Genomic DNA, 23,179 nt, shown 5'->3' with positions numbered 1-23,179 from the left:
AGTAGAGTTGGCACTCGGATTCCCGGAGTGCCAGAACCGACGTGCAGAGGAGAGCTCGATGGTCGACGACCGCAAGCTCGACGTGCTCCGCGCGATCGTGGAGGACTACGTCGCCACCGAGGAGCCGGTCGGCTCGAAGGCGCTCGTCGAGCGGCACGGGCTCGGCGTCTCGCCGGCGACCGTCCGCAACGACATGGCGGCGCTGGAGGACGAGGGCTACATCCACCAGCCGCACACGAGTGCCGGCCGGGTCCCGACCGACAAGGGCTACCGGCTCTTCGTCGACAAGCTCGCCACGCTCAAGCCGATGAGCGCCGCGGAGCGCCGTGCGATCTCCACGCTTCTCGACGGCGCCGTCGACCTCGACGACGTCGTGCAGAAGTCGGTGCGCCTGCTCAGCCAGCTGACCCGCCAGGTCGCGATCGTCCAGTACCCCACGCTCTCGCGCTCGACCGTGCGCCACATCGAGCTCGTCTCGCTGACCCCCACCCGGGTGATGCTGATCCTGATCCTCAGCACCGGCCGGGTCGAGCAGCGGCTCGTCGACCTCGAGCAGCCGATCGCCGACACCGACCTCGCCGAGCTGCGCGTCGCGGTCAACCAGGCCAGCGCGGGCGTGCAGATCGCGGCGGCCGCGGCCGCGCTCGGCGACCTGCCCGACGCCGTACGCCCCCACCAGGCCGACTGGGCCCGCACGATCACCGGCGTGCTGACCGAGGCGATGTCCGACCACCGCAGCGACGAGCGCGTCGCTGTCGGGGGCACCGCCAACCTCGCCCGCTACGGCGACTTCGACACCGCCGTACGCCCGCTGCTCGAGGCGCTGGAGGAGCACGTCGTGCTGCTCAAGCTGCTCGGGGAGTCGGGCACCGACGCGCTGACGGTGCGCATCGGCCACGAGGGCCCCTACTCCGAGCTCGCGGCGACCAGCGTCGTGGCCACCGGCTACGGCCCGCAGGAGCACCACCTCGGCTCCCTCGGCGTCGTGGGCCCCACCCGCATGGACTACCCCGGATCCATGGCAGCCGTGCGCGCGGTCGCGCGCTACGTCTCCCGGATCCTCGATGAAGGAAACCAGTGACCCAGGACCCCTACGAGATCCTCGGCGTCTCGCGTGACGCCGACGCCGACGAGATCAAGAAGGCCTACCGCAAGCTCGCGCGGCAGCTCCACCCTGACGTCAACCCCGACCCGGAGACGCAGGAGCGCTTCAAGGACGTCTCGCGCGCCTACGAGGTGCTGAGCGACCCGGGCAAGCGCGCGGCGTACGACCGTGGCGGCGACGCGTTCAGCCAGGGCTTCGGCGCCGGGCAGGGCTTCAGCTTCACCGACATCATGGACGCGTTCTTCGGCGGCGGAGCCCCCGGCGCCGGCCAGTCGCGCGGGCCCCGCTCGCGTGCGCGGCGCGGCCAGGACGCGCTGATCCGGCTCGACGTCGAGCTCGCCGAGGCCGCCTTCGGCGTGACCCGCGACCTCAAGGTCGACACGGCACTGCGGTGCGAGGCGTGCGAGGGCGAGGGCACCGCGCCCGGCACGAAGCCCGTCGCGTGCGAGACCTGCCACGGCCAGGGTGAGGTCGCGGTGGTGCAGCGCTCGTTCCTGGGCGAGATCCGCACCCTGCGACCGTGCGCGGCGTGCCGCGGCTACGGCTCGGTCATCCCCGACCCGTGCCGCGAGTGCTCCGGCGACGGCCGGGTGCGCTCGCGCCGCACCCTCACGGTCAAGATCCCTGCCGGCGTCGACCACGGCACCCGCGTCCAGCTCACCGGGCAGGGCGAGGTCGGCCCCGGCGGCGGGCCGGCCGGCGACCTCTACGTCGAGATCCACGTCGAGCCCCACCCGACCTTCACCCGGCACGGCAGCGACCTGCACACGACGGTGTCGCTGCCGATGACGGCAGCCGCGCTCGGCACCAAGCTCACCCTCCCGCTGCTCGAGGCCGACCTGCCGGCCTCCGCGGACTCCGACTCCGAGACCGTCACGACCTACGACCTCGAGGTCCGTCCCGGCACCCAGTCGGGCAGCGAGCAGGTGATCCGCGGCTTCGGCGTGCCCAGCCTGCGCGGCGGTCGCGGCGACCTGGTCGTCAGCATCTCCGTCGACACCCCGACCCGCCTCGACCCGCGCCAGGAGGAGCTGCTGCGCGAGCTGGCCGCCATCCGCGGCGAGGAGTCGCCGGACGGGCAGAACCAGGCGCCGCACAAGTCGATGTTCGGACGCCTGCGCGACGCCTTCCAGGGCTGAGCCGTGTCGCTGCCCGTCCACCTGGTCGAGTCGCTGGCCGGAGTCGCCGTCGGCTCGACCGTCGAGGTGACCGGCGACGAGGCGCACCACGCGGTCGCCGTACGACGGCTGCGCGAGGGTGAGGAGGTCGTGCTCACCGACGGGGCCGGGACGTCGGTCACCGGGCCGGTGGCCTCGACCGGCAAGCGGGTCTTCACGGTGACGATCGCTGCGGTGTCGAGCGAGGAACGACACGAGCCAGCGATCACGGTCGTCCAGGCGTTGCCCAAGGGCGACCGCGGCGAGCTGGCCGTCGAGGTGCTGACCGAGGTGGGGGTCGACCGGATCGTGCCGTGGGCGGCCTCGCGCTCAGTGGCGGTCTGGAAGGGCGAGCGCGCCGCGAAGTCCCACGCGAAGTGGCAGGCCACCGCCCGCGAGGCCGCCAAGCAGTCGCGCCGGTCGTGGCTGCCCACGGTCACGCCGTTGGCCTCGACCCCGGACCTCGCGGGCCTGGTCGCCGAGGCCGACCTCGCCGTGGTCCTGCACGAGGACGCCGAGGTCCCGCTGGCCTCCCTCGAGGTCCCGGCCGCCGGGCGCATCGTGGTCGTCGTCGGACCCGAGGGCGGGATCGCCCCCGACGAGCTCGCCGCGCTCACCGGCGCGGGCGCGCGGTCCGTACGCCTCGGCGCCGAGGTGCTGCGCACCTCCACCGCCGGCGTCGCGGCCGTCGCGGCGCTGCTCGCCCGTACGCCCCGCTGGTCCTAGCCTGTCGCGCCGGGCGCCTACTGCACCGTGATGGTCTTCGTGTCGATCGCGGCGCCAGGGCCCTCGGTGCCGCCGGACGGGTCGTCGGTCTCGCACTGCACGACCACCTCGCCGCTGATGCCCTCGAGGGGGAACTCCACCTCGAACGGGAAGAGCCTGTCCTCCATCCAGCCCTCCGACTGGTAGGGCTGGACCACCATCTCGACGCCGTCGACGAGCAGCCGGCACGGCCCCGAGGCCTCGAACGAGTTCGCCACCCCGGTCACCGTCAGTACGTCGTCGGTGACGGTGTCGCCCTCTGCGGGGGAGGTGATGCTGACCAGGTTGAGGGTGCGGAGCGCGCTCGCGGCGGTGAAGGGATCCGTGGTGTCGATCCCGAAGAGCATCGTGGGCTCGCCACCGAGCAGCACCTGGACAGGCACCCGCTCCTGCTGGACGCCCTGGAGCGTGTACACGAGCTGCTGGATGGCGACTTTCGCGTCGCGGCGGCTCATCCCCTCGGCGGGGGTGCTCCAGCCGTCGTCAGCCAGCTCCACCACGAGGAGGCCGTCCGTCGCCTCGACGGACTTCAACGCGCCGCCGGGGAAAAGTGTCCTGTAGTCGGGGTCGAGCGCCTGTCCAGAGGTCACCAGCCGCGCTGCCTCGGTCAGCGGGTCCCCCTCCACCCGGTGGAACTCACGGAAGAGGACCGTACGACCGCCGGGGCCGTCGCCGGCCCAGTAGACCGGGACGGCCGTGCCGTCGGGTGCCGAGGACTCGGAGGGCGACTCGGTCGGCGACGCCGAAGGCTCCGAGGGGGATGCGGGCGGCGACTCCGAGGACTGCGCGTCGTCCGTCGCGGTGGGCTCGGGGGCGTCGTCGGAGGCCGGGCGGGTGCCGTCACCGGTGCACGATGCGAGGGACAGGGTCGCCGCCGCGACGACGGCGGTGGCGCTCGCCCATCGCCGTACGCGTCGGGCCGCCAGGGTGGGGAAGGTCATGACATTCACGGTAGTCCGACGTGCGCCCCCGGCTTCCGGTCCCACGCCGCTGTCCACCGCTCTAGGCTGGTGGGATGAGCGCCACGTCGGACGACTGCATCTTCTGCACCATCGTCGCCGGGGAGATCCCGGCGGACGTGCTCGGCCGCACCGAGCACGCGATCGCGTTCCGCGACCTGCACCCGCAGGCGCCGTTCCACGCGCTCGTGGTCCCGCTCGACCACCACGAGAACGTCGCGGCCTCCGCCGCGGCGGACCCCGCCGTGGTCGGCCACCTCGTCACGCTCGCCGACACGATCGCCCGTGAGTCGGGCAACCCCGACTACCGCCTCGTCGCCAACACCGGCGCGGCCGCCGGGCAGAGCGTCTTCCACACCCACTTCCACGTGCTCGGCGGCTCGTCGCGCATGACCGAGACCCTGATCTGACGGATGACATGACCCGATCCCGTACGCCCCGCTCCTCCCGCGCGCTCGCTGCCGGCCTGGTCCTCGGCCTCCTCGCCCTCGCCGGGTGCGGCGGTGGCGCCCCCGGGGACGACCGCAGCGCCACCCAGCCGGCCGACCAGCCGGCAGGGCAGCCCGCGAGCACGTCGCCGACGGCCGAGGAGGCAACGGCCGGGGCGCACGCAGGCGACCACCACGCCGAGGCGGCGAAGCCGGTGAAGCCGAAGAAGCTGCGGGCGGGGGAGACCCGGACGACGATCGCGATGCCGGCCAGCTACACCCCTGACGCGCCCTACGGCACCGGCACCGACGACTACCGCTGCTTCCTCCTCGACCCCGAGCTCGACCGCGACGCGTGGCTCACCGGCACCCACGTCCAGCCGGGCAACCCCGAGGTCGTCCACCACGTGATCCTGTTCCAGGTCACGCCCGACCAGGTCGAGGCGGCCGAGGCCAAGGACGCGGCGGAGGAGGGCGAGGGCTGGACCTGCTTCGGCGGCACCGGCCTCGACCAGTTCCAGGACGTCAACCGGTCGTCATGGATCGGTGCGTGGGCGCCCGGCGGCGAGGAGTCGGTCGTCAAGCCCGGCTACGGCGTACGGCTGCGCAAGGGCAGCCGGGTCGTGATGCAGGTCCACTACAACCTGCTCGCCGGCCAGCAACCCGACACCTCTGCGGCACAGCTGCGACTCGCCCCCGGCAACCGGAAGTACCAGGGCCTGTCCACCATGCTGCTGCCCGCGCCGGTCGAGCTGCCCTGTCGGCCGAAGCACTCCGACGGCGAGCTCTGCGACCGCGACGCCGCGGTCGCCGACGTCAAGGAGCGCTTCGGCGCCGACGGCAACACCGCCGACCTCCTCTACTTCCTCTGCGGCGGCGAGCCGAGGGCCGGACAGACCCAGTCCTGCGTACGCACCCTCGGCGAGTCGATCACCATCCACGGCGTCGCCGCCCACATGCACCTGCTCGGGCGCTCGATCAAGGTCGAGGTGCGCCCGGGCACGCCGCAGGCGCAGACGATCCTCGACATCCCCGTCTGGGACTTCGACGACCAGGGCAGCCGGCCGATCGAGCCGATCACCCTGCAGCCGTTCGAGCAGGTGAAGGTCACCTGCACCCACGTCCAGTGGCTGCGCGACAAGCTGCCCGCCTTCGAGGGCCAGCCCGACCGCTACGTCGTGTGGGGGGAGGGCACCACGGACGAGATGTGCCTCGGGATGTTGCAGGTCACCCGCCCCTGAGCGGGCCCGACCGGGCCCGATCTGGGTCCGCGTCCTTCCGGGTGGGCCGCGGCTCACCCGCTCGGTAGCATGGAGGGGCTCTGCCACCGACCCGGAAGGCCGCCCGACACGGGCATCCATGACTGCCACGAACCAGCCAGGCATCCCTGCGGAACGACCGACCCACACCGTGGTCGTCCCCAACAGCATCGACATGGTCTCGGTCCTCGGCCCGGGCGACGAGCACCTCCGCCTGATCGAGCGCGCCTTCGACGCCAGCGTCCACGTCCGCGGCAACCGGATCACGCTGTCGGGTGAGTCCGCCGAGGTCGCCACGGCAGAGCGCCTGCTCGACGAGATCGTGACGCTCGTGCGCACCGGCCAGGGCGTCACCGGCGAGACGGTCGAGCGGATCATCCAGATGCTGCGCACGGAGACGCAGGAGCGCCCGGCCGACGTGCTGAGCCTCAACATCCTCTCCAACCGCGGGCGCACGATCCGGCCCAAGACGCTGAACCAGAAGCGCTACGTCGAATCGATCGACACCCACACGATCACCTTCGGCATCGGCCCTGCCGGCACCGGCAAGACCTACCTGGCGATGGCCAAGGCCGTGCAGGCCCTGCAGGCCAAGGAGGTCAACCGGATCATCCTCAGCCGGCCGGCCGTCGAGGCGGGGGAGCGGCTCGGCTTCCTGCCCGGCACCCTCAGCGAGAAGATCGACCCCTACCTGCGCCCGCTCTACGACGCGCTGCACGACATGGTCGACCCCGAGACGATCCCCAAGCTGCTGGCCGCCGGCACCATCGAGGTGGCCCCGCTCGCGTTCCTGCGCGGTCGTTCGCTCAACGACTCCTTCATCATCCTCGACGAGGCGCAGAACACGACTCCCGAGCAGATGAAGATGTTCCTCACGCGCCTCGGCTTCGGCTCGCGCATCGTCGTCACCGGCGACACCAGCCAGGTCGACCTCCCCTCCGGCACCAAGTCCGGGCTGCGCGTCGTGGAGGGCATCCTCGACGGCGTGGACGACATCTCGTTCTGCCGCCTCACCGGCACCGACGTCGTGCGCCACCGGCTGGTCGGACGCATCGTCGAGGCCTACGAGGTCTTCGACGCCGACAACCACGCGGCCGGGCTCGCCGACCGGCAGTCCGACAAGCGGGTCGACGGGCACGAGCGTCGGCCGCGCACCGGCCCGCAGAAGACCGAGCGGGGACCGCGATGAGCATCGAGGTCCTCAACGAGTCCGGCCTCGAGCTCGACGTACGCCGGTTGTCGCGGCTGGCGCGCTTCGTGATGGATCGGATGCGGGTCCACCCGCAGGCCGAGCTGTGCATCAAGGCGGTCGACGAGGACACCATCGCCGAGCTCAACGAGCAGTGGATGGACAAGGAGGGCCCGACCGACGTCCTGGCCTTCCCCATGGACGAGCTGCGACCCGGCAAGGTCAACGAGGAGCCCGAGGAGGGCGTCCTCGGCGACCTCGTGCTGGCGCCGTCGGTCGCCGAGCGACAGGGAGTGGAGGCCGGTCACGGTCGGGAGGCCGAGATCGACCTGCTCACCGTGCACGGCATCCTGCACCTCCTCGGCTACGACCACGCCGAGCCCGAGGAGCACGCGGTGATGTTCGGGCTCCAGGGCGAGCTGCTCGACGCGTGGCGCAGCGCGCCCGACCCCACCCACGACTCGGTCTGAGGCGGCCGACATGACCGCCGACATCTGGCAGCTCGGCACGGCTGCCGTACTGGTCGTGCTCGCGGGGCTCTTCTCCGCCGCCGACGCCGCGCTCGGGGCGTTCTCCCGCGCCCGCGCCGAGGAGCTCAAGGCCGAGGGCCGGCCGGGCGCCCCGCGCCTGGTGACGCTGCTCGACGACCCCGCCCGCTACCTCAACACGGCGCTGCTCATGCGCCTGCTCTGCGAGATCAGCGCCATCGTGCTGGTCGCCACCTGGGCGCGCGACGCCTACCAGGGCTCACCCGTCCCGACGTTCCTCACCACCGTCGGCGTGATGCTCGTCGTCTCGTTCGTCGTCATCGGCGTCGCCCCGCGCACCATCGGCCGTCAGCACGACGTCCGCGTCGCGCTCGCCTCGGCCGGTCCGGTGTCGCTGGTCACCACGATCCTCGGCCCGATCCCCGCCCTGCTGATCCTGCTCGGCAACGCGATCACCCCGGGCAAGGGGTTTAGCGAGGGACCGTTCTCCACCGAGACCGAGCTGCGCGAGCTCGTCGACCTCGCCGAGGCCTCGGCGGTCATCGAGTCCGGTGAGCGCAGGATGATCCACTCGGTCTTCGAGCTCGGCGACACGATCACCCGCGAGGTGATGGTCCCGCGACCCGACGTGGTCTACATCGAGCGCCACAAGAACCTGCGCCAGGCCCTCTCGCTGTTCCTGCGCAGCGGCTACTCCCGGATCCCGGTCGTCGACGAGAACCTCGACGACATCGTCGGCATGGCCTACCTCAAGGACCTCGTGCGCCGCGACTTCGAGGCCCCGGACGTGGAGTTCACCCAGCGCGTCGACGAGGTGATGCGCCCGGTCCACTACGTCCCCGACTCCAAGCCGGTCGACGCCCTCCTCACCGAGCTGCAGGCACGACGCCAGCACATCGCCGTCGTCGTCGACGAGTACGGCGGCACCGCCGGCCTGATCACGATCGAGGACGTGCTGGAGGAGATCGTCGGCGAGATCACCGACGAGTACGACGTGGAGGAGGTCGAGGTCGAGCGTCTCGAGGGCGGTGCCATCCGCGTCTCGTCGCGCTATCCGGTGGACGACCTCGACGAGCTGGTGGGCTTCGACGTCGTCGACGACGACGTCGACAGCGTCGGCGGCCTGATGGCCAAGCACCTCGGCAAGGTCCCGATCCCGGGCTCGGTGGTGGAGTGCCACGGCCTGCGCCTCGAGGCCGAGCGAGCCACCGGCCGGCGCAACAAGATCGAGACGGTGCTGGTGACGGTGCTGGAGCCCGAGCCCGAGGACGACGACGTCTCGCCGAGTGTCAGCTCCGGCGGCCGCTGACCAGCGTCGCGACCCGCCTCCTAGGCTGGCGCCATGACCGACACGCTCAGTGCCGAGGACGCCAAGCTCGTCACCCTCGCCCGTGCCACGCGCGCCCGGGCCCGCGCCGACGAGGGTGCTGCGGTGCGCGACCTCGACGGGCGGACGTACGCCGCCGCGAGCGTGCGCCTCGCCCACCTCGACCTGTCCGCGCTCGAGGTCTGCGTCGCCATGGCCGTGTCGTCCGGGGCCGGGGGCCTGGAGGCCGCCGTCGTGCTGACCGGGGCCGAGCCCGCGCTCAGCGCGCTGCACGACCTCGCGGGGCCCGGCGTGCCCGTCATGGTCGGCGACGAGCGCGGCACGATCGTCCGCTCCCTCTCCACCTGAACCCTCGCGCCGGCGCCCCGGGCTCGCTAGCGTGGAGCTGTGCGATCGCCGGTTGGTCGTGAGCAGCACCGCGCAGGGGAGGCGAGGCTGAGGGAGTCCTGGGCCACCCTGCCGCCCGGTGCGCCCGTACGGCTGGACAAGCGCACCAGCAACCTGTTCCGCGGGCGTGCGCGCAGCGGCCCCGGGCTGGACGTCTCGGGCCTGACCGGGGTGGTGGAGGTCGACGGCGACGTCGCCGAGGTGCAGGGGATGTGCACCTACGAGGACCTCGTCGAGGTGACGCTGGCGCACGGACGGATCCCGCTGGTCGTGCCGCAGCTGCGGACGATCACCCTCGGCGGCGCGGTCTCCGGCCTCGGCATCGAGGCCACCAGCTTCCGCAGCGGGCTGCCGCACGAGTCCGTCCTCGAGATGGACGTGCTCACGGGTGCGGGCGAGGTCGTCACCACCAAGCCGGGCGACGACCTCTTCGACGCCTTCCCCAACTCCTACGGCTCGCTCGGCTACGCCACCCGGCTGCGCATCGATCTCGAGCAGGTGCCGGCACACGTCGCGCTGCGCCACGTCCGCTTCGGCGACGCGGACTCGCTCGCCGAGGCCGTGGGTCGCATCGTGGAGGACCGGTCCTGGGCAGGGGAGCGGGTCGACGGCCTCGACGGGGTGGCGTTCTCGCCCGACGAGCTCTACCTCACCCTGGCCCGCTGGAGCGACGAGCCGGGCCCGACGAGCGACTACACCCGGCAGCGGGTCTTCTACCGCTCGCTGCAGCAGCGCTCGAGCGACCTGCTCACGATGCACGACTACCTCTGGCGCTGGGACACCGACTGGTTCTGGTGCTCGCGGGCGTTCGGCGCGCAGCACCCGCTCGTACGCCGCGTGTGGCCGCGCCGGCTGCGTCGCTCCGACGTCTACTGGAGGCTCGTCGCGCTCGACCGGCGCCTCGGCGTCTCCGAACGCCTCGACCAGCGTGCCGGACGCCCGCAGGGCGAGCGGGTCGTCCAGGACGTCGAGGTGCCCGTCGACCGCCTCGCGGAGTTCCTGGACTGGTTCGACCGCGAGGTCGGCATGCGCCCCGTCTGGCTGTGCCCGCTGCGGCTGCGGCGGGTCCCCGGCGCCGGCGCCGTCTCCGACCGTCCCTGGCCGGGCTACCCGCTCGCGGCCGGCACGACCTACGTCAACGTCGGCTTCTGGGGCGTCGTCAACGTCGGGCCCGACGCCCCGGCCTCGCCGCGCAACCGCGCGATCGAGGCGCAGGTCACGGCTCTCGGCGGCCACAAGAGCCTCTACTCCGAGGCGTTCTACTCCCGCGACGACTTCGACCGGCTCTACGGCGGTGCGAACCTCGCCCGCGTCAAGGCGGTGCACGACCCCGACGACAGGCTGACCTCGCTCTACGACAAGGTGGTGGGACGACGATGAATTCTGGATCCACTCCGGCGGCGACCGCGCGGATGCCGATCGGCGAGGCCGTCGACCGGCTGGTCAGGGGCGGGCTGCCGCTGCGCTTCTCGGCGTACGACGGCAGCAGCGCCGGCCCGCCCGACGCGCCGGTCGGGATGCACCTGCACAACGAGCGCGGCCTCGCCTACCTGATGACCGCGCCCGGCGACCTGGGCCTGGTCCGCGCCTACGTCAGCGGCGACCTCGACCTGTCGGGGGTCCACCCCGGCGACCCGTACGACGCGCTGCTGCTGCTCAAGGACCACACCCGGTTCCGGGTGCCCGCGCCGACCGAGGCGCTGCAGCTCGCGCGCGGCCTGGGCCTGGCGCACCTGCGCCCGCCCGCCCCTCCGCCGCAGGAGCACCTGCCGCGCTGGCGGCGCGCGGTCGAGGGGCTGCGGCACTCGATGGTGCGCGACGCCGAGGTCATCTCCCACCACTACGACGTCTCCAACCGGTTCTACGAGCTCGTGCTCGGACCGTCGATGGCCTACACCTGCGCGCTCTACGAGACGCCGGACGCCACCCTCGAGCAGGCCCAGTGGTCCAAGTTCGAGCTGGTCTGCCGCAAGCTCGGGCTGCAGCCGGGCATGCGGCTGCTCGACGTCGGCTGCGGCTGGGGCACCATGGTCCGCCACGCCGCCCGCGAGCACGGCGTACGCGCACTCGGCGTGACGCTGTCGCTCGAGCAGGCCGAGTGGGCCAAGGCCGCGATCGACCGTGAGGGGCTCGGCGACCTAGCCGAGGTGCGTCACCTCGACTACCGCGACGTCGTGGAGGGCGGGTTCGACGCGGTCAGCTCGATCGGCCTCACCGAGCACATCGGGGTCCGCCGCTACCCGGCGTACTTCCGGCGCCTGCGCGACCGGCTGCGTCCCGGCGGACGCCTGCTCAACCACTCGATCACCCGGCCGCACAACCGCCGGCAGGAGACCGGCGCGTTCATCGACCGCTACGTCTTCCCCGACGGCGAGCTGATCGGCTCGGGCACGATCGTCGGCGCCGCGCAGGACCAGGGCCTCGAGGTGCAGCACACCGAGAACCTCCGCCTGCACTATGCCGCCACCCTGCGCGACTGGAACCGCAACCTCGTCGAGCACTGGGACGAGTGCGTCGCGGAGGTCGGCGAGGGCACCGCCCGCGTGTGGGGGCTCTACATCGCCGGGTCACGGGTCGGGTTCGAGCGCGGCGAGGTCGAGCTGCACCAGGTGCTGGCGACCCGCAACCACGACGACGGACGGTCCGAGTTCCCGATGCGCCCCGACTGGTGAGCCACCGATAACCTCGTCCGGTGAGCACGCGCGCAGCCCAGTTCCAAGCGACCGTACGCCGCCGCGAACCGCTGTCGGACCACCTCGTCCGGCTCGTCCTCGACGGCCTCGACGGTCCGGGGGGGTTCGCCTCCACCGGGGTCCCCGACGAGTGGGTCGGCCTGGTCGTGCCCGGGCAGTTCCAGAGCCGCTACTACACCGTGCGGTCCTGGGCCGACGGCGAGCTGACCCTCGACGTGGTCGTCCACGACACCGGACTGGTGACCGAGTGGGCGATGCGCGACTGCGTCGGCGACGTCGTCACGGTCACCGAGCCCAAGGCTTCCTTCGACCCGCCGTCCGGGGCGTCCTGGCTCCTGCTCGTCGGCGACCTCACGGCGATGCCGGCGATGGCCCGCATCGCCGAGACCCGCCCCGACCTGCCGACGTACGTCATGGCCGAGGTCCCCGACGACCTGACCGGCTACCTCCCCGGCACCGCGGAGGTCACCTGGCTCGCCCCGCCCGCACCCGGCCAGAGCGCGCTCGCCCGGGTCGTGGAGGACCTCGCGTGGCCCGAGGGCGAGGGGTACTTCTGGATGGCGGGCGAGTCCGCGCAGATGCGGGCGATCCGCAAGCACCTGATGCGCGAGGTGGGCCTGCCGGCCAGCCACTACGACGTGATGGGCTACTGGCGCGCGACCGCCGCTCGCCAGCCCCGCGCGGTCGACCCCGGTCCGGTCTGGCGCGCCGGCAAGGCGGCAGGGAAGAGTGACACTCAGATCTGGGCCGAGTACGACGCTGCCAGGGAGACGAGCGATGGCTGACCACGACGAGCACCGCGAACCGGACGAGCTGGACGACGCCATGGATGACGAGCTGGACGACGAGCTGGACGAGGACTTCGACCTGTCCGGGGTCGCCCCGGCCGGCGCCTTCTACGAGGCGCCCGCAGGCTTCCGCAGCGGTTTCGCCTGCTTCGTCGGACGACCCAACGCCGGGAAGTCCACGCTGACCAACGCGCTCGTCGGGCAGAAGATCGTCATCACCTCGTCCAAGCCGCAGACCACCCGCAACGTGGTGCGCGGCATCGTCCACCGCGACGACGCCCAGCTGATCCTCGTCGACACCCCCGGGCTCCACCGTCCGCGCACCCTGCTCGGCGAGCGGCTCAACGACCTGGTCCGCACCACGTGGGCGGAGGTCGACGTGGTCGCGGTGTGCTTCCCGGCCAACGAGAAGATCGGCCCCGGCGACCGGTTCCTCGTCACCGAGCTGGCCAAGGTCCGCCGGACCGTACGGATCGCTGTCGCCACCAAGACCGACCTCGTCACCCCCGAGCAGCTCGCGACCCACCTGATGGACATCGCCGCGCTCGGCGAGGAGACGTCGACCGAGTGGGCCGAGATCGTCCCGGTCTCGGTCGTGGCCGACGACCAGGTGGACCTCCTGGCCGACCTGCTCGTCGGGCTGATGCCCGAGGGGCCGCCGCTCTATCCCGACGGAGACCTCACCGACGCCCCGGAGGAGGCCTTGGCGGCCGACCTGATCCGCGAGGCCGCGCTCGAAGGGGTGCGCGACGAGCTGCCGCACTCGATCGCCGTGGTGGTCGAGGAGATGGGCCTGCGCGAGGGTCGCCCCGACGACAAGCCGCTGCTCGACATCGTGGCCAACCTCTACGTCGAGCGCGACTCCCAGAAGGGCATCATGATCGGGCACAAGGGCTCGCGGCTGCGCGCGGTCGGCACGGCGGCGCGCAAGCAGATCGAGGCACTTCTCGGCACGCCCGTCTACCTCGACCTCCAGGTCAAGATCGCCAAGGACTGGCAGCGCGACCCGCGCCAGCTGCGCAAGCTCGGGTTCTGACGACGGCGGCGGAGAGCCGTTCCGCTGCGCGACCCGCCGTCGACGCCTAGGCTGGTCCCCGAGATCGTCATGTCCCGCTTCGTCTCGGAGGAAGCGCCGTGCTGCACCCCCGACCGCGTCGCGCCCGCGTCGCGCTGGTCGGCGTCCTCGTCGGCGCGCTGGCCTCGGTCCTCGCCCCGGCCACGGACGTCGCTTCCGCTTCGGGATCGGCCTCGACCGGGCGGCCCGTCGTCGACCCTGCGCAGGGCTCGCGGCGGTCGGTCGGCCTGGTGGTCGCCGGCGCACCGAGCGACCTGTCGGAGGCGCGGGCGATCGAGAGGCGTACGGGTGTCGACCTCGACGCGCTCACGTTCTACGTCGCCTGGTCGCGGCGCGGGGACTTCCCGGCCCGCCACGTCTCGCGCATCACCTCGGCCGGGGCGGTCCCCGTGCTGACGTGGGAGCCGTGGGACCCGGCTCGCGGAGTGCGCCAGCCGGCGTACGCCCTCGACACGATCGCGCGCGGCGACCACGACGCCTACCTGCGGCGCTGGGCACGCCAGGTCCGGGCCTGGGGCAAGCCGCTCGTCATCCGCTTCGCCCACGAGATGAACGGCGACTGGTACCCCTGGGCCGAGGGCGTCAACGGCAACCGGGCCGGCGACCACGCCGCCGCCTGGCGCCACGTGGTCCGCGTCTTCCGTCGCGCCGGCGCGCGCAACGTGCGGTGGAGCTGGTCGGTCAACGTCCCCTACCCGGGCTCGACGCCCATCGCGTCGCTCTACCCCGGAGACGCGTTCGTCGACCGGGTCGGTCTGGACGGCTACAACTGGGGGACGACGCAGCCGTGGTCGACGTGGCAGTCCTTCGGTGACCTCGTCGGGCCCGGCGTGGCTGAGCTGCGCGCCATCAGCAGCCGGCCGGTGAACGTCGACGAGACGGCGGCCCCGGCGCGCGGCGGCGGTGACAAGGCAGCCTGGATCGCTGGGATGTGGGACTGGCTCGCGGCCCATCGCGAGGTGCGCGGCGTCACCTGGTTCTCCCTGCGCAAGGAGGTCGACTGGCGGGTCGACAGCTCCCGCAGGACCCTCGCGGTCTGGGCCAGGGGCGCGCGCCGCTTCTGAGGTGGGCGCCTAGTCCGGCACCCAGCAGATGCCGTAGCGCTGCCCGGCCGCCCACTGCTGACGCGTCGGGCTCTCCTGCGACCAGGAGAAGTCGAGCGGGTCCTCGGCGGCGTCGGCCGCCGCGTCGCGGCACACGGGGTCCATCCGGTCGGCGACCACCGCCGCCCGGGGCAGCCGGCGACCGGGGATGTCGACGGTCGCGACGGCGCGCCAGGCGTGCGGCCGACTGCAGGCGACGCGGTCGAACCCCTTCGTCCCCGGCGCGGACGTGGCGCACATCGCCGGCGCGGCCCAGCCCTTCGTGCGCCGTGGCAACGACAGCAGCTGCCGGGGCGAGCCGACCGCCACCACGTCGCACCGGAACCAGTCGGCGCCGGCCTCCGCGCGCGCCGGGCTGGGCGTGAACCACACCGCGCGCACCATGCTGAGCCGCAGCTCGCGGGGCGTGGTCCCCAGGTGTCGGGGGAGCCGTGCGGTGCAGGTCGTACGCATCTGCCGCTGGGCCGCCGAGGAGTCGACGCGGCGAGTGAAGCCGGACTTCGTCGTCAGGTCGAGGGTGCCCACGGCGTAGGTCTGTGCGGTGTGCCTCCTGCGGCACGGCACCGGTGCGGTACGCCCGACGACGGCCAGCGCCTGGCGGAAGGTCAGCGCGTGGCACTCGCCGACCTCCGGGGTCGGGCCCGGGGCCGGGGGAGTGGTCTCGGTGGGGGCGGGCGCCGGCGAGGAGGCGGACTGCTCGGTGCTCGGGTCCGGGTCGGGCGCCGACGAGGTGCAGCCGGTGAGGACGACGGTCGCGGCGAGCGACGCGAGCAGGCGCCTCACCCCATCACCAGCGCCGCGAGGGTGCCGCCGAGCTCGTACGCCGACTCGCGTTGGTCCTCGCCCACCTCGCCGAGGACCTCGAGGACCGGCGCGGCCTGCCGCCACGGCAGGGCGGCGACGATCGACTGGACCGACCGGACGGCACCGGTCGTGTCGTAGCGGCCGTGGACGAAGAGCCCGTAGGGCCTCCGGCCGCCCTCGGTCGACCCCGCGGAGCCGTCGTCGGTGAGCGCGCCGCCGGCCTGGAGGAAGATCGAGTCGAAGAAGTGCTTGAGCGCGCCACTCATGTAGCCGAAGTTGGCCGGGGTCCCCAGCACGAAGCCGTCGGCGGCCAGCACGTCGTCGGCGTCGGCCTCCAACGCGGTCCGCACGACCACCTCGACGCCCTCGATCGCGTCGTCGCAGGCGCCGGCGACGACGGCCTCGGTCAGCGCGAGCACCGACGGGGTCGGCGAGTGGTGGACCACCAGCAGTCGGGGCATGGCGTGAGCCTACGAGGCGGAGTAGCGTCGCGAGACGTGACCTTCGAGGTGACGGGTGGTGCCTACGACCGGTTCATGGGTCGCTACTCCCGGCCGCTCGCGGCCGGGTTCGGCGACTGGCTGGAGCTCGCGCCGGGCCAGCGGGCGATCGACGTCGGCTGCGGCCCGGGTGCGCTGACAGGCGTCCTCGTCGACCGGCTCGGTGCCGGACAGGTGGCGGCCGTCGACCCGTCCGCCTCCTTCGTCGAGGCGTGCCGCGAGCGGCATCCCGGCGTCGACGTACGGCGTGCCGGGGCGGAGTCGCTGCCCTACGAGGACGACTCCTTCGACGTGGCCGCGGCCTGCCTGGTGGTCCATTTCATGACCGACCCGGTCGGCGGCGTCGCCGAGATGGCCAGGGTGACCCGTCGCGACGGCCTCGTCGGCGCCGCAGTCTGGGACCTCGCCGGCGCCCGCGCGCCGATGTGGCCGCTGTGGGAGGCCGTCGCGCGACTCCAGCCCGAGCACCCGGGGGAGCGTGAGCTCCCCGGCGGGTCGCGCGAGGGCCTCGTCGCGATCCTCGAGAACGCCGGCCTGCGAGGTGTCGAGGCCGTCGAGCTGCCGGTGACGGTGACGCATCCGAGCTTCGAGGAGTGGTGGGAGCCCTACCTGCACGGCGTCGGTCCCGCGGGCGAGGCGGTCGCTGCGCTCGGACCCGACGGCCGCGCCCGGCTGGAGGAGGCCCTGCGTCGCCGGCTCGGCGACGGGCCGTTCGACCTGACCGCCGTGGCGTACGCCGCGCGCGGCCGTGCCTGAGGCACGTCGCCGCGGGTCACGGGCCCGGGACGCAGGTGCGGGTCACAGGTCCTTGCGGAAGTGCACGTCGGCGTGGCCGGCGACCGGCAGGCCCTCGGAGCGGGCGAACTCGGCGTAACCCAGCGACTCGTAGAACCCCGGGGCCTGGAAGGTGAAGGAGGACACCAGCACCTGCACGCAGCCCCGCTCGCGGGCCTGGTCCTCGAAGGCCGTCATCAACCGGGCTCCGAGTCCGGTCCCGCGGGCGTCGTCGCGCAGCCACACCATGCCGATGCCCGCGCAGGTGCCCCACGTCCAGCCGCTGACGCCGCCGACGACACCGCGCTCGTCACGCAGCGACACGGTGAGCTCGCGCTGGGCGGTGATCCCGGTCGTGGCGGCCTCGTTGACGGCGTCGAGTCCGTCGGAGAGGGCCTGGTCCAGGGCGGCGTCGGCCTCGCCGACCACGATCTCGTCCGCGACGTCGCTCATGCGCGCACCCTCTCACGCGCTGGTCCGCGGATCGGACGGACCCGTGTGCACCCGTGGCCGGGGGCGTACTGTGGGGTGGTCATGATGCGCAGCCTCCTCCTTCGCTGCCGCAGCGAGGCCTGACACCGGCTTCCTCGTTGCGGAGTGTGGCGCGCGCCGGTCGCCCAGCACCGACCGACCTTCGAGGAACACCATGACCAACCTGAGCAACACCGCCAACCAGCAGGGCGCCAGCCCGATGCCGTTCGGCCGCTACACGCCGTTCGTCCCCGTCGACGTGCCGGACCGCACCTGGCCGACGAAGAAGGTCGAGAAGGCGCCGCGCTGGCTGTCGACCGACCTGCGCGACGGCAACCAGGCGCTGATCGACCCGATGACCCCGGCTCGCAAGCTCACGATGTTCGAGCTGCTGGTGAAGATGGGCTACAAGGAGATCGAGGTCGGCTTCCCGAGCGCGAGCCAGACCGACTTCGACTTCGTCCGCAAGCTCATCGACGAGGACCGGATCCCCGACGACGTGCAGATCTCGGTGCTCACACAGGCGCGGGAGGACCTCATCGAGCGCACGATCGACTCCCTCGTCGGTGCGCCGCGCGCGACCGTCCACCTCTACAACGCCACCGCCCCGCTGTTCCAGCGCGTCGTGTTCAACGTGACGCCCGACGAGTGCCGCAACATCGCCGTGCGCGGCACCGAGATGGTGATGAAGTACGCCGAGGAGCGACTGGGACCGATCGTCGGCACCCAGGACTTCGGCTACCAGTACAGCCCGGAGATCTTCACCCAGTCCGACACCGACTTCGCGCTCAGCGTGTGCGAGGCGGTCTCCGACGTGTGGCAGCCCGAGGCCGGCCGCGAGATCATCCTCAACCTGCCCGCGACGGTCGAGATGTCGACGCCCAACACGTACGCCGACCAGATCGAGTACTTCGGTCGCGGGCTGACCCGGCGCGAGCACTCCGCGATCAGCCTGCACCCGCACAACGACCGCGGCACCGCGGTCGCCGCGACGGAGCTGGGCCTGATGGCCGGCGCGGACCGGGTGGAGGGCTGCCTGTTCGGCCACGGCGAGCGCACCGGCAACGTCGACCTGGTCACCCTCGGGATGAACCTGTTCAGCCAAGGGATCGACCCGCAGGTCGACTTCAGCGACATCGACGAGGTCCGCCGCACCGTCGAGTACTGCACCAACCTGCCGGTGCACCCGCGCCACCCCTACGCCGGCGACCTCGTCTACACCGCCTTCTCCGGCTCCCACCAGGACGCCATCAAGAAGGGCCTCGAGGACCTCGACAAGAAGGCCGCCGCGCTGGGAGTCGACGTCTCCGAGCTGCCCTGGGAGGCGCCCTACCTGCCCATCGACCCCAAGGACGTCGGCCGCACGTACGAGGCGGTCATCCGGGTCAACAGCCAGTCCGGCAAGGGCGGCGTGGCCTACGTCCTCAAGTCCGAGCACAAGCTCGACCTGCCGCGCCGGGCCCAGATCGAGTTCAGCCGGGTCGTGCAGCAGCACACCGACGCCGAGGGCGGCGAGATCACGCCGGAGCAGATCTGGTCGGTCTTCCGCGCCGAGTACCTCGACCGCGAGACCCCGCTCAGGCTCAACTCCGTCCACACCTCCAGCGCCGCCGGGGAGAAGGACCAGCTCACCGTGGGGGTCTACGTCGACGGCGAGCGCCACGAGCTCACCGGCGAGGGCAACGGCCCGATCGCGGCGTTCGTCGATGCGATCGCGGCGGTCGGGCACGACGTACGGGTCCTCGACTACGCCGAGCACGCCCTGTCCGCCGGCGGTGACGCGATCGCCGCGGCGTACGTCGAGTGCGCGGTGTCCTCCGCCAGCGGCGACAAGGTGCTGTGGGGCGTCGGGCTCGACGCCAACATCGTCACCGCCTCCCTCAAGGCCGTGACCAGCGCCGTCAACCGCGCGTGAGCGCCAGCTCCTCGATGCGCAGGTGGGAGCCCTCCCTCAGGGGCTCCCACTCGCCGGTGGGCTCGAAGCCGTAGCGGGTGTAGAGGCGGCGAGCGATCTCGTTGCCCTCGGTGACGTGCAGGTGGGGCGTACGCCCGAGCCGCCGTGCCCACCGGACGACCGCGTCGAGCAGCGAGGTCGAGTGACCGCGCCCGCGCGCCTCGGGGGCGGTCCACATGCCCCAGACCCAGGCGACGGAGGAGCCGGGGGGTGCGAAGCCGCCGGCCATGGCCACCGTGGCGTCCGCCTCGCGCACGACGTACGTCGGGTGCCCGGTCGACAGGCGCTCGCGCCAGGCCTCGTCGGGGAGATCGACCACCTCGGAGTGGAGCACCCCGAAGGAGTCGGGCGTGTCCGCGAGCGCGCGGAGGCGGATGGCCCTGAGCTCGGCCCAGTCGTCGCTCGTGAGCTCGACGACACTCGAATCGGTGATCATCTGGCGAGCGTGCCACCCCGACGCCGGTGACGCGACTACATTCCAGTCATGTTGGTGAGCGAGCGGATCGGACAGTTCTTCGTCGAGTCCGACGGCGGGCGCGACCGGCTGGAGTACACCGAGTACGGGTCGGGCGACGACTGGGTGGTGCTCCTGCACGGCCTGCTGATGCCGCGGCGGATGCAGCAGCCGCTGGCGCGGGCGATGGCGGCGCAGGGCCTGCACGTGGTCACGCTCGACCTGCTCGGGCACGGCCGTTCCGACCAGCCGGCAGACCCGCTGGTCTACTCGATGACCGCCTTCGGCGAGCAGGTCGTGGCGCTGCTCGACCACCTGGGGGCCGAGCAGGCGGTCATCGGCGGCACGTCGCTGGGCGCCAACGTGTCGCTCGAGGTGGCGGTGATCGCGCCGGAGCGGGTAAAGGGCCTGATCGTCGAGATGCCGGTTCTCAACAACGCCCTCGTCGCCGGGATCCTCGCCTTCGTCCCGATCATGCTGGCCGCGCGCTACGTGCCGGTGACGGCCAACGCGCTGCAGAAGCTGTCGCGCCAGGTGCCGCGCGGGATCGTGCCCTTCTGGGCCGGGATCTGCCTGGACACCCTGGACCACCGCGCCGAGTCGATCGCGTCGGTCCTGCACGGGGTGATCTTCGGCCGGCTCGCGCCGTCGCGGTCGCAGCGCCGCCGGATCCAGGCCCCCGTGTTCGTCGTGGGCCACCCGGTCGACCCGATCCACCCGTTCGTCGACGCCGACATGCTCGCCGCCGAGCTGCCGCACGTACGCATGGAGCGGGCGTCCTCGATCCTCGAGTGGCGCTTCCGCCCGGAGCGGCTGACCGTCGCCGCGACCGAGTTCGCGCTGGAGTGCTGGCAGGACCGGCCGGCGACGACGAGGGCTCGCACCCGGAAACGCTGACGCCGCACCCGGCTCACGCGCGGTGGGTGGGGGACAATGGTCCAGTGCCCCTCTACCGCGACGAGGCGGTCGTGCTCCGCACCCACAAGCTGGGCGAGGCCGACCGCATCATCACCCTGCTGACCCGTCAGCACGGGCGGGTGCGCGCCGTCGCCAAGGGCGTGCGCCGTACGACCTCGCGCTGGGGCTCGCGGCTCGAGCCGTTCACCCACGTCGACCTGCAGCTCGCCGAGGGACGCAGCCTCGACGTGATCACGCAGGCCGAGACGCTCGACCCGTTCAACGCGCGGCTCGGGTTCGACTACGACCGCTACACCGCGGGCACGGCGATGCTCGAGACCGCCGAGCGGCTGGTGACCGAGGAGAAGGAGCCGGCGGTCCAGCAGTTCCTGCTGCTCGTCGGCGGGCTGCGTGCGATGGCGGCGGGGGAGCACCCGGCCGGGCAGGTGCTGGACTCCTACCTGCTGCGCTCGCTGTCCGTCGCCGGCTACGCGCCGTCCTTCGACCACTGCGTGCAGTGCGGCGTCGAGGGTCCGCACCGGTTCTTCAACCCCTCCGCCGGCGGGGTGCTCTGCGCCTCGGACCGGCTGCCGGGCTCTGCGACACCGGCCACCGAGACCGTCACCGTCCTCGGCGCGCTGCTCGTGGGGGACTGGCCGGTCGTCCACGCCGCGGACCCGCGTCACCTCCGCGAGGCGAGCAACCTCGTCTCGGCCTACCTCGCCTGGCACCTCGAGCGCGGGCTGCGCTCGATGGCGTACGTCGAGCGCAGGTGACGTCGTGACCCCGCCGACGGATTCCGTACGCCGACTGTGCGCGGCACTCGACTCGGTCCTGGCCGCCGCTGGATTCCTGCCAGGTCAGGGCGGCGCGGCCGACGACGGCAGCGGCCAGGTCATCTACTGCATCGGTCACGACAAGCTTCGCGGCCGCCACCCCCACCTGCCGCAGGCGGCGTCGGACGACGTGCTCGGTACCTGCGACGACCTGGTCCTCGACATCGGGGCGGGAGGCACCCTCGACCGACTCGACCTCGAGACGGTCTCGCTCGAGGAGACGCTGCGGCAGGTGGGGCTCGACGCCGACGCCGACGCGGTATCCCGTGTGGTCGGTCGGCCCGTGGTCGACGGGCTGCCCGTGCTGGAAGACGCCGTCCGGCGCCTTTTCGGCGTCGCGGCCTGAGCGCGGACGTGCCTGTGCCCCCGCCATCGTGGGGACTGGCGGGGTGTGGGGCGGGGTCATCGTCGGCGGGGGCGTGGGATGCCGGGTGGATCGGGTGGGTCGAGCTCGGTGGTGCCGGTGTGGTCGCGGCGGTAGCGGTGGCCGTGGGGAGCCGTCCACTCGAACACCCCGGGCGCGACCATGGCATAGCGCCAGGCTGAGTGGGTCTTGAGCCGGTGGTGGAACCGGCACAGCGCGGCGAGGTTGCTCGTGGTCGTCGGCCCGGGTTGGGGTCTGCCTTCTGCGTCGGCGTGCTCGTCCCAGGGCACGAGATGATCGATGTCGCAGCCGCGGGCGGGGCGGCCGCAGTTCGGGAACACGCAGGTGCGATCCCGGAGCATGATCTGCTCGCGGATGAGGGCGGGGACCTTGCCGGTCTGCGCAGTCAGGGTCGCGTTGAGGTCGATGACCGGCTTGACCGTCACGCTCGTGTGGGTGTCGCCGCACCAGGCCTGGATCTGCTCGAGCAGGACGAGGCGCTGGCCGTTCTCCATCCGCCCCGTCGGCCCGAACACCGTGGTGTCACCCGACAAGGTGGCGTCGAAGTGGGCGTGGATCACCACCTCCCGCGCAGGCGGCAGGTCCTCGTTATCTGCGCCGGGGCCGGCCAGGTCGAGGGCGGTCTGGGTGCGGGCGAGGTTCCCGAGGGCCTTGGCGCGGCGGGCGTCGAGCGACAGCTGCGAGCCGAGTGCCTTCTGGGTGGCGGCGTCGTGGGCCACGGCGCGGTCGAGGTCGAGGGCGTCGGCGAGGTCGATCTCGGCCTCGATGCGCATGGTGCCGGCGAAGTGGACGTCGTCGTCATGCACGGTCACGTGCCGCGGGTCCACCGACAGATAGCCGTCCTCCGGATCGGCTGTCGGGTCGGTGACGGCGAGGTCGTAGCGCGTGATGGTCTCGGCGACGAGGCGGTCGAGCTGCGCGGGCCCGATCCGGCCGGCGACGGCGGCGACCTGGGCGTCGACGAACCCGGCAGCCTCACGGGTCAGGGCCGGGTTGGCGTGGATGGTGGTCTCGGCCACGGACCGGGCACGCCAGGCCGGGACCTGCCCGGTGTGGACCTGGTCCCAGAGGCGGGGGAGGCGGTGGCGCAGCTCGAGGGCGTGCCCGATGAGCTTCTTCGCCGCGACCGTCGAGATGCCGAGGACGGTGCCGAGCTCGGCGACGCAGAACTCCGTCACCAACGGCGCACCCTCGCCGGCGATGGGCTCCTCGTGCTCACACCCCGGGACGGCGAACGTGGCGGCGGAGTGGATCGACTCGGGCGGGTGGAGGTCGGCCCACTGCGCAGCGAGCACCAATTGGCGAGCTGCTTCGGCGTTCTCGGTCTCCCGCGAGGCCTTGATCGAGGCGAGCAGACCGGCGGCGGTGAGGTCCTCGACCT

At 72.6% G+C, this 23,179-nt stretch carries 25 protein-coding genes; 19 read left to right on the top strand and 6 right to left on the bottom strand.

Annotated features, from left to right (window positions below; all coding sequences use genetic code 11):
* Positions 1-58 precede the first annotated feature (58 nt).
* Genes hrcA through IE200_RS10545 form a run of 3 tightly spaced genes read left to right on the top strand, consistent with a single transcriptional unit; the run spans position 59 to position 2,988 of the window.
* On the top strand, positions 59-1,081 hold the full coding sequence (hrcA, locus tag IE200_RS10555; RefSeq protein ID WP_191279444.1) for a heat-inducible transcriptional repressor HrcA: 1,023 nt from the start codon (positions 59-61) through the stop codon (positions 1,079-1,081).
* Positions 1,078-2,244: a molecular chaperone DnaJ gene (gene dnaJ, locus IE200_RS10550; RefSeq protein ID WP_191279443.1), complete on the top strand. Its 1,167-nt coding sequence runs from the start codon at positions 1,078-1,080 to the stop codon at positions 2,242-2,244. Before hrcA ends, dnaJ begins: the two co-directional genes overlap by 4 nt.
* Before the next feature lie 3 nt (positions 2,245-2,247).
* Positions 2,248-2,988 carry a 16S rRNA (uracil(1498)-N(3))-methyltransferase gene (locus IE200_RS10545; protein ID WP_191279442.1) on the top strand — a complete coding sequence of 247 codons (741 nt, stop codon included), beginning with the start codon at positions 2,248-2,250 and terminating at the stop codon, positions 2,986-2,988.
* A 17-nt stretch (positions 2,989-3,005) separates the two neighbouring features.
* On the opposite strand, the gene IE200_RS10540 is transcribed toward IE200_RS10545, so the two are convergent.
* Positions 3,006-3,968, bottom strand: a complete 963-nt coding sequence (locus tag IE200_RS10540; protein ID WP_191279441.1) for a Gmad2 immunoglobulin-like domain-containing protein — start codon at positions 3,966-3,968, stop codon at positions 3,006-3,008.
* A 74-nt stretch (positions 3,969-4,042) separates the two neighbouring features.
* Here IE200_RS10540 and IE200_RS10535 point away from each other — a divergent pair, with 74 nt between their 5' ends.
* From IE200_RS10535 to IE200_RS10485, 11 genes are all read left to right on the top strand, one after another.
* Entirely contained in the window at positions 4,043-4,396 is a 354-nt protein-coding gene (locus tag IE200_RS10535) for an HIT domain-containing protein (RefSeq protein ID WP_191279440.1), read from the top strand.
* A gap of 8 nt (positions 4,397-4,404) precedes the next feature.
* Positions 4,405-5,655 carry a hypothetical protein gene (locus IE200_RS10530; RefSeq protein ID WP_191279439.1) on the top strand — a complete coding sequence of 417 codons (1,251 nt, stop codon included), beginning with the start codon at positions 4,405-4,407 and terminating at the stop codon, positions 5,653-5,655.
* Positions 5,656-5,773: 118 nt separating this feature from the next.
* On the top strand, positions 5,774-6,862 hold the full coding sequence (locus tag IE200_RS10525) for a PhoH family protein (protein WP_191279438.1): 1,089 nt from the start codon (positions 5,774-5,776) through the stop codon (positions 6,860-6,862).
* Complete coding sequence (gene ybeY / locus IE200_RS10520) at positions 6,859-7,332, top strand: rRNA maturation RNase YbeY (RefSeq protein ID WP_191279437.1); 474 nt, start codon at positions 6,859-6,861, stop codon at positions 7,330-7,332. Before IE200_RS10525 ends, ybeY begins: the two co-directional genes overlap by 4 nt.
* A 10-nt stretch (positions 7,333-7,342) precedes the next feature.
* Positions 7,343-8,659, top strand: coding sequence for a hemolysin family protein (locus IE200_RS10515; protein WP_191279436.1), 1,317 nt, complete (start codon positions 7,343-7,345; stop codon positions 8,657-8,659).
* Positions 8,660-8,692: 33 nt separating this feature from the next.
* Positions 8,693-9,025, top strand: a complete 333-nt coding sequence (locus IE200_RS10510; RefSeq protein ID WP_191279435.1) for a cytidine deaminase — start codon at positions 8,693-8,695, stop codon at positions 9,023-9,025.
* A gap of 39 nt (positions 9,026-9,064) precedes the next feature.
* Entirely contained in the window at positions 9,065-10,444 is a 1,380-nt protein-coding gene (locus IE200_RS10505; RefSeq protein WP_191279434.1) for an FAD-binding oxidoreductase, read from the top strand.
* Positions 10,441-11,736 carry a class I SAM-dependent methyltransferase gene (locus IE200_RS10500; RefSeq protein ID WP_191279433.1) on the top strand — a complete coding sequence of 432 codons (1,296 nt, stop codon included), beginning with the start codon at positions 10,441-10,443 and terminating at the stop codon, positions 11,734-11,736. Before IE200_RS10505 ends, IE200_RS10500 begins: the two co-directional genes overlap by 4 nt.
* A 20-nt stretch (positions 11,737-11,756) precedes the next feature.
* Entirely contained in the window at positions 11,757-12,542 is a 786-nt protein-coding gene (locus IE200_RS10495) for a siderophore-interacting protein (protein WP_191279432.1), read from the top strand.
* Entirely contained in the window at positions 12,535-13,581 is a 1,047-nt protein-coding gene (gene era / locus IE200_RS10490) for a GTPase Era (RefSeq protein ID WP_229856383.1), read from the top strand. The genes IE200_RS10495 and era overlap by 8 nt, the downstream gene beginning before the upstream one ends.
* 98 nt (positions 13,582-13,679) lie before the next feature.
* Positions 13,680-14,684, top strand: a complete 1,005-nt coding sequence (locus tag IE200_RS10485; RefSeq protein ID WP_191279431.1) for a glycoside hydrolase family 26 protein — start codon at positions 13,680-13,682, stop codon at positions 14,682-14,684.
* A gap of 9 nt (positions 14,685-14,693) precedes the next feature.
* Here IE200_RS10485 and IE200_RS10480 read toward each other — a convergent pair whose 3' ends face one another.
* Positions 14,694-15,506, bottom strand: a complete 813-nt coding sequence (locus IE200_RS10480; protein WP_191279430.1) for a septum formation family protein — start codon at positions 15,504-15,506, stop codon at positions 14,694-14,696.
* Complete coding sequence (locus IE200_RS10475) at positions 15,503-15,988, bottom strand: flavodoxin family protein (protein WP_191279429.1); 486 nt, start codon at positions 15,986-15,988, stop codon at positions 15,503-15,505. The genes IE200_RS10480 and IE200_RS10475 overlap by 4 nt, the downstream gene beginning before the upstream one ends.
* A gap of 36 nt (positions 15,989-16,024) precedes the next feature.
* Here IE200_RS10475 and IE200_RS10470 point away from each other — a divergent pair, with 36 nt between their 5' ends.
* Positions 16,025-16,783: a class I SAM-dependent methyltransferase gene (locus tag IE200_RS10470; RefSeq protein WP_191279428.1), complete on the top strand. Its 759-nt coding sequence runs from the start codon at positions 16,025-16,027 to the stop codon at positions 16,781-16,783.
* 42 nt (positions 16,784-16,825) lie between these two features.
* Here IE200_RS10470 and IE200_RS10465 read toward each other — a convergent pair whose 3' ends face one another.
* Positions 16,826-17,254: a GNAT family N-acetyltransferase gene (locus tag IE200_RS10465; protein ID WP_191279427.1), complete on the bottom strand. Its 429-nt coding sequence runs from the start codon at positions 17,252-17,254 to the stop codon at positions 16,826-16,828.
* A 193-nt stretch (positions 17,255-17,447) separates the two neighbouring features.
* Here IE200_RS10465 and leuA point away from each other — a divergent pair, with 193 nt between their 5' ends.
* Positions 17,448-19,187, top strand: a complete 1,740-nt coding sequence (gene leuA / locus IE200_RS10460; RefSeq protein ID WP_191279426.1) for a 2-isopropylmalate synthase — start codon at positions 17,448-17,450, stop codon at positions 19,185-19,187.
* Here the strand turns inward: leuA and IE200_RS10455 are convergent.
* Positions 19,174-19,662, bottom strand: a complete 489-nt coding sequence (locus tag IE200_RS10455) for a GNAT family N-acetyltransferase (RefSeq protein ID WP_191279425.1) — start codon at positions 19,660-19,662, stop codon at positions 19,174-19,176. The two genes, leuA and IE200_RS10455, sit on opposite strands and share 14 nt — an antisense overlap.
* 48 nt (positions 19,663-19,710) lie before the next feature.
* Here IE200_RS10455 and IE200_RS10450 point away from each other — a divergent pair, with 48 nt between their 5' ends.
* From IE200_RS10450 to IE200_RS10440, 3 genes are read left to right on the top strand one after another with little or no spacing between them, the layout of a single operon-like run.
* On the top strand, positions 19,711-20,577 hold the full coding sequence (locus tag IE200_RS10450) for an alpha/beta fold hydrolase (RefSeq protein WP_191279424.1): 867 nt from the start codon (positions 19,711-19,713) through the stop codon (positions 20,575-20,577).
* Positions 20,578-20,621: 44 nt separating this feature from the next.
* Positions 20,622-21,353: a DNA repair protein RecO gene (gene recO / locus IE200_RS10445; RefSeq protein ID WP_191279423.1), complete on the top strand. Its 732-nt coding sequence runs from the start codon at positions 20,622-20,624 to the stop codon at positions 21,351-21,353.
* A 4-nt stretch (positions 21,354-21,357) separates the two neighbouring features.
* A complete protein-coding gene (locus tag IE200_RS10440; protein WP_191279422.1) occupies positions 21,358-21,759 on the top strand; it encodes a hypothetical protein in 402 nt (133 codons plus the stop codon).
* A gap of 56 nt (positions 21,760-21,815) precedes the next feature.
* Here the strand turns inward: IE200_RS10440 and IE200_RS10435 are convergent.
* A partial coding sequence (locus IE200_RS10435) for an HNH endonuclease signature motif containing protein (RefSeq protein ID WP_191279421.1) occupies positions 21,816-23,179 on the bottom strand: 1,364 nt, incomplete at its 5' end.

The sequence above is a fragment of the Nocardioides flavus (ex Wang et al. 2016) genome, assembly GCF_014653115.1.
GTDB lineage: Bacteria > Actinomycetota > Actinomycetes > Propionibacteriales > Nocardioidaceae > Nocardioides > Nocardioides flavus.
Note: the sequence above shows the minus strand (reverse complement) of the source record. Positions and strands in the feature narration are given on the sequence as shown.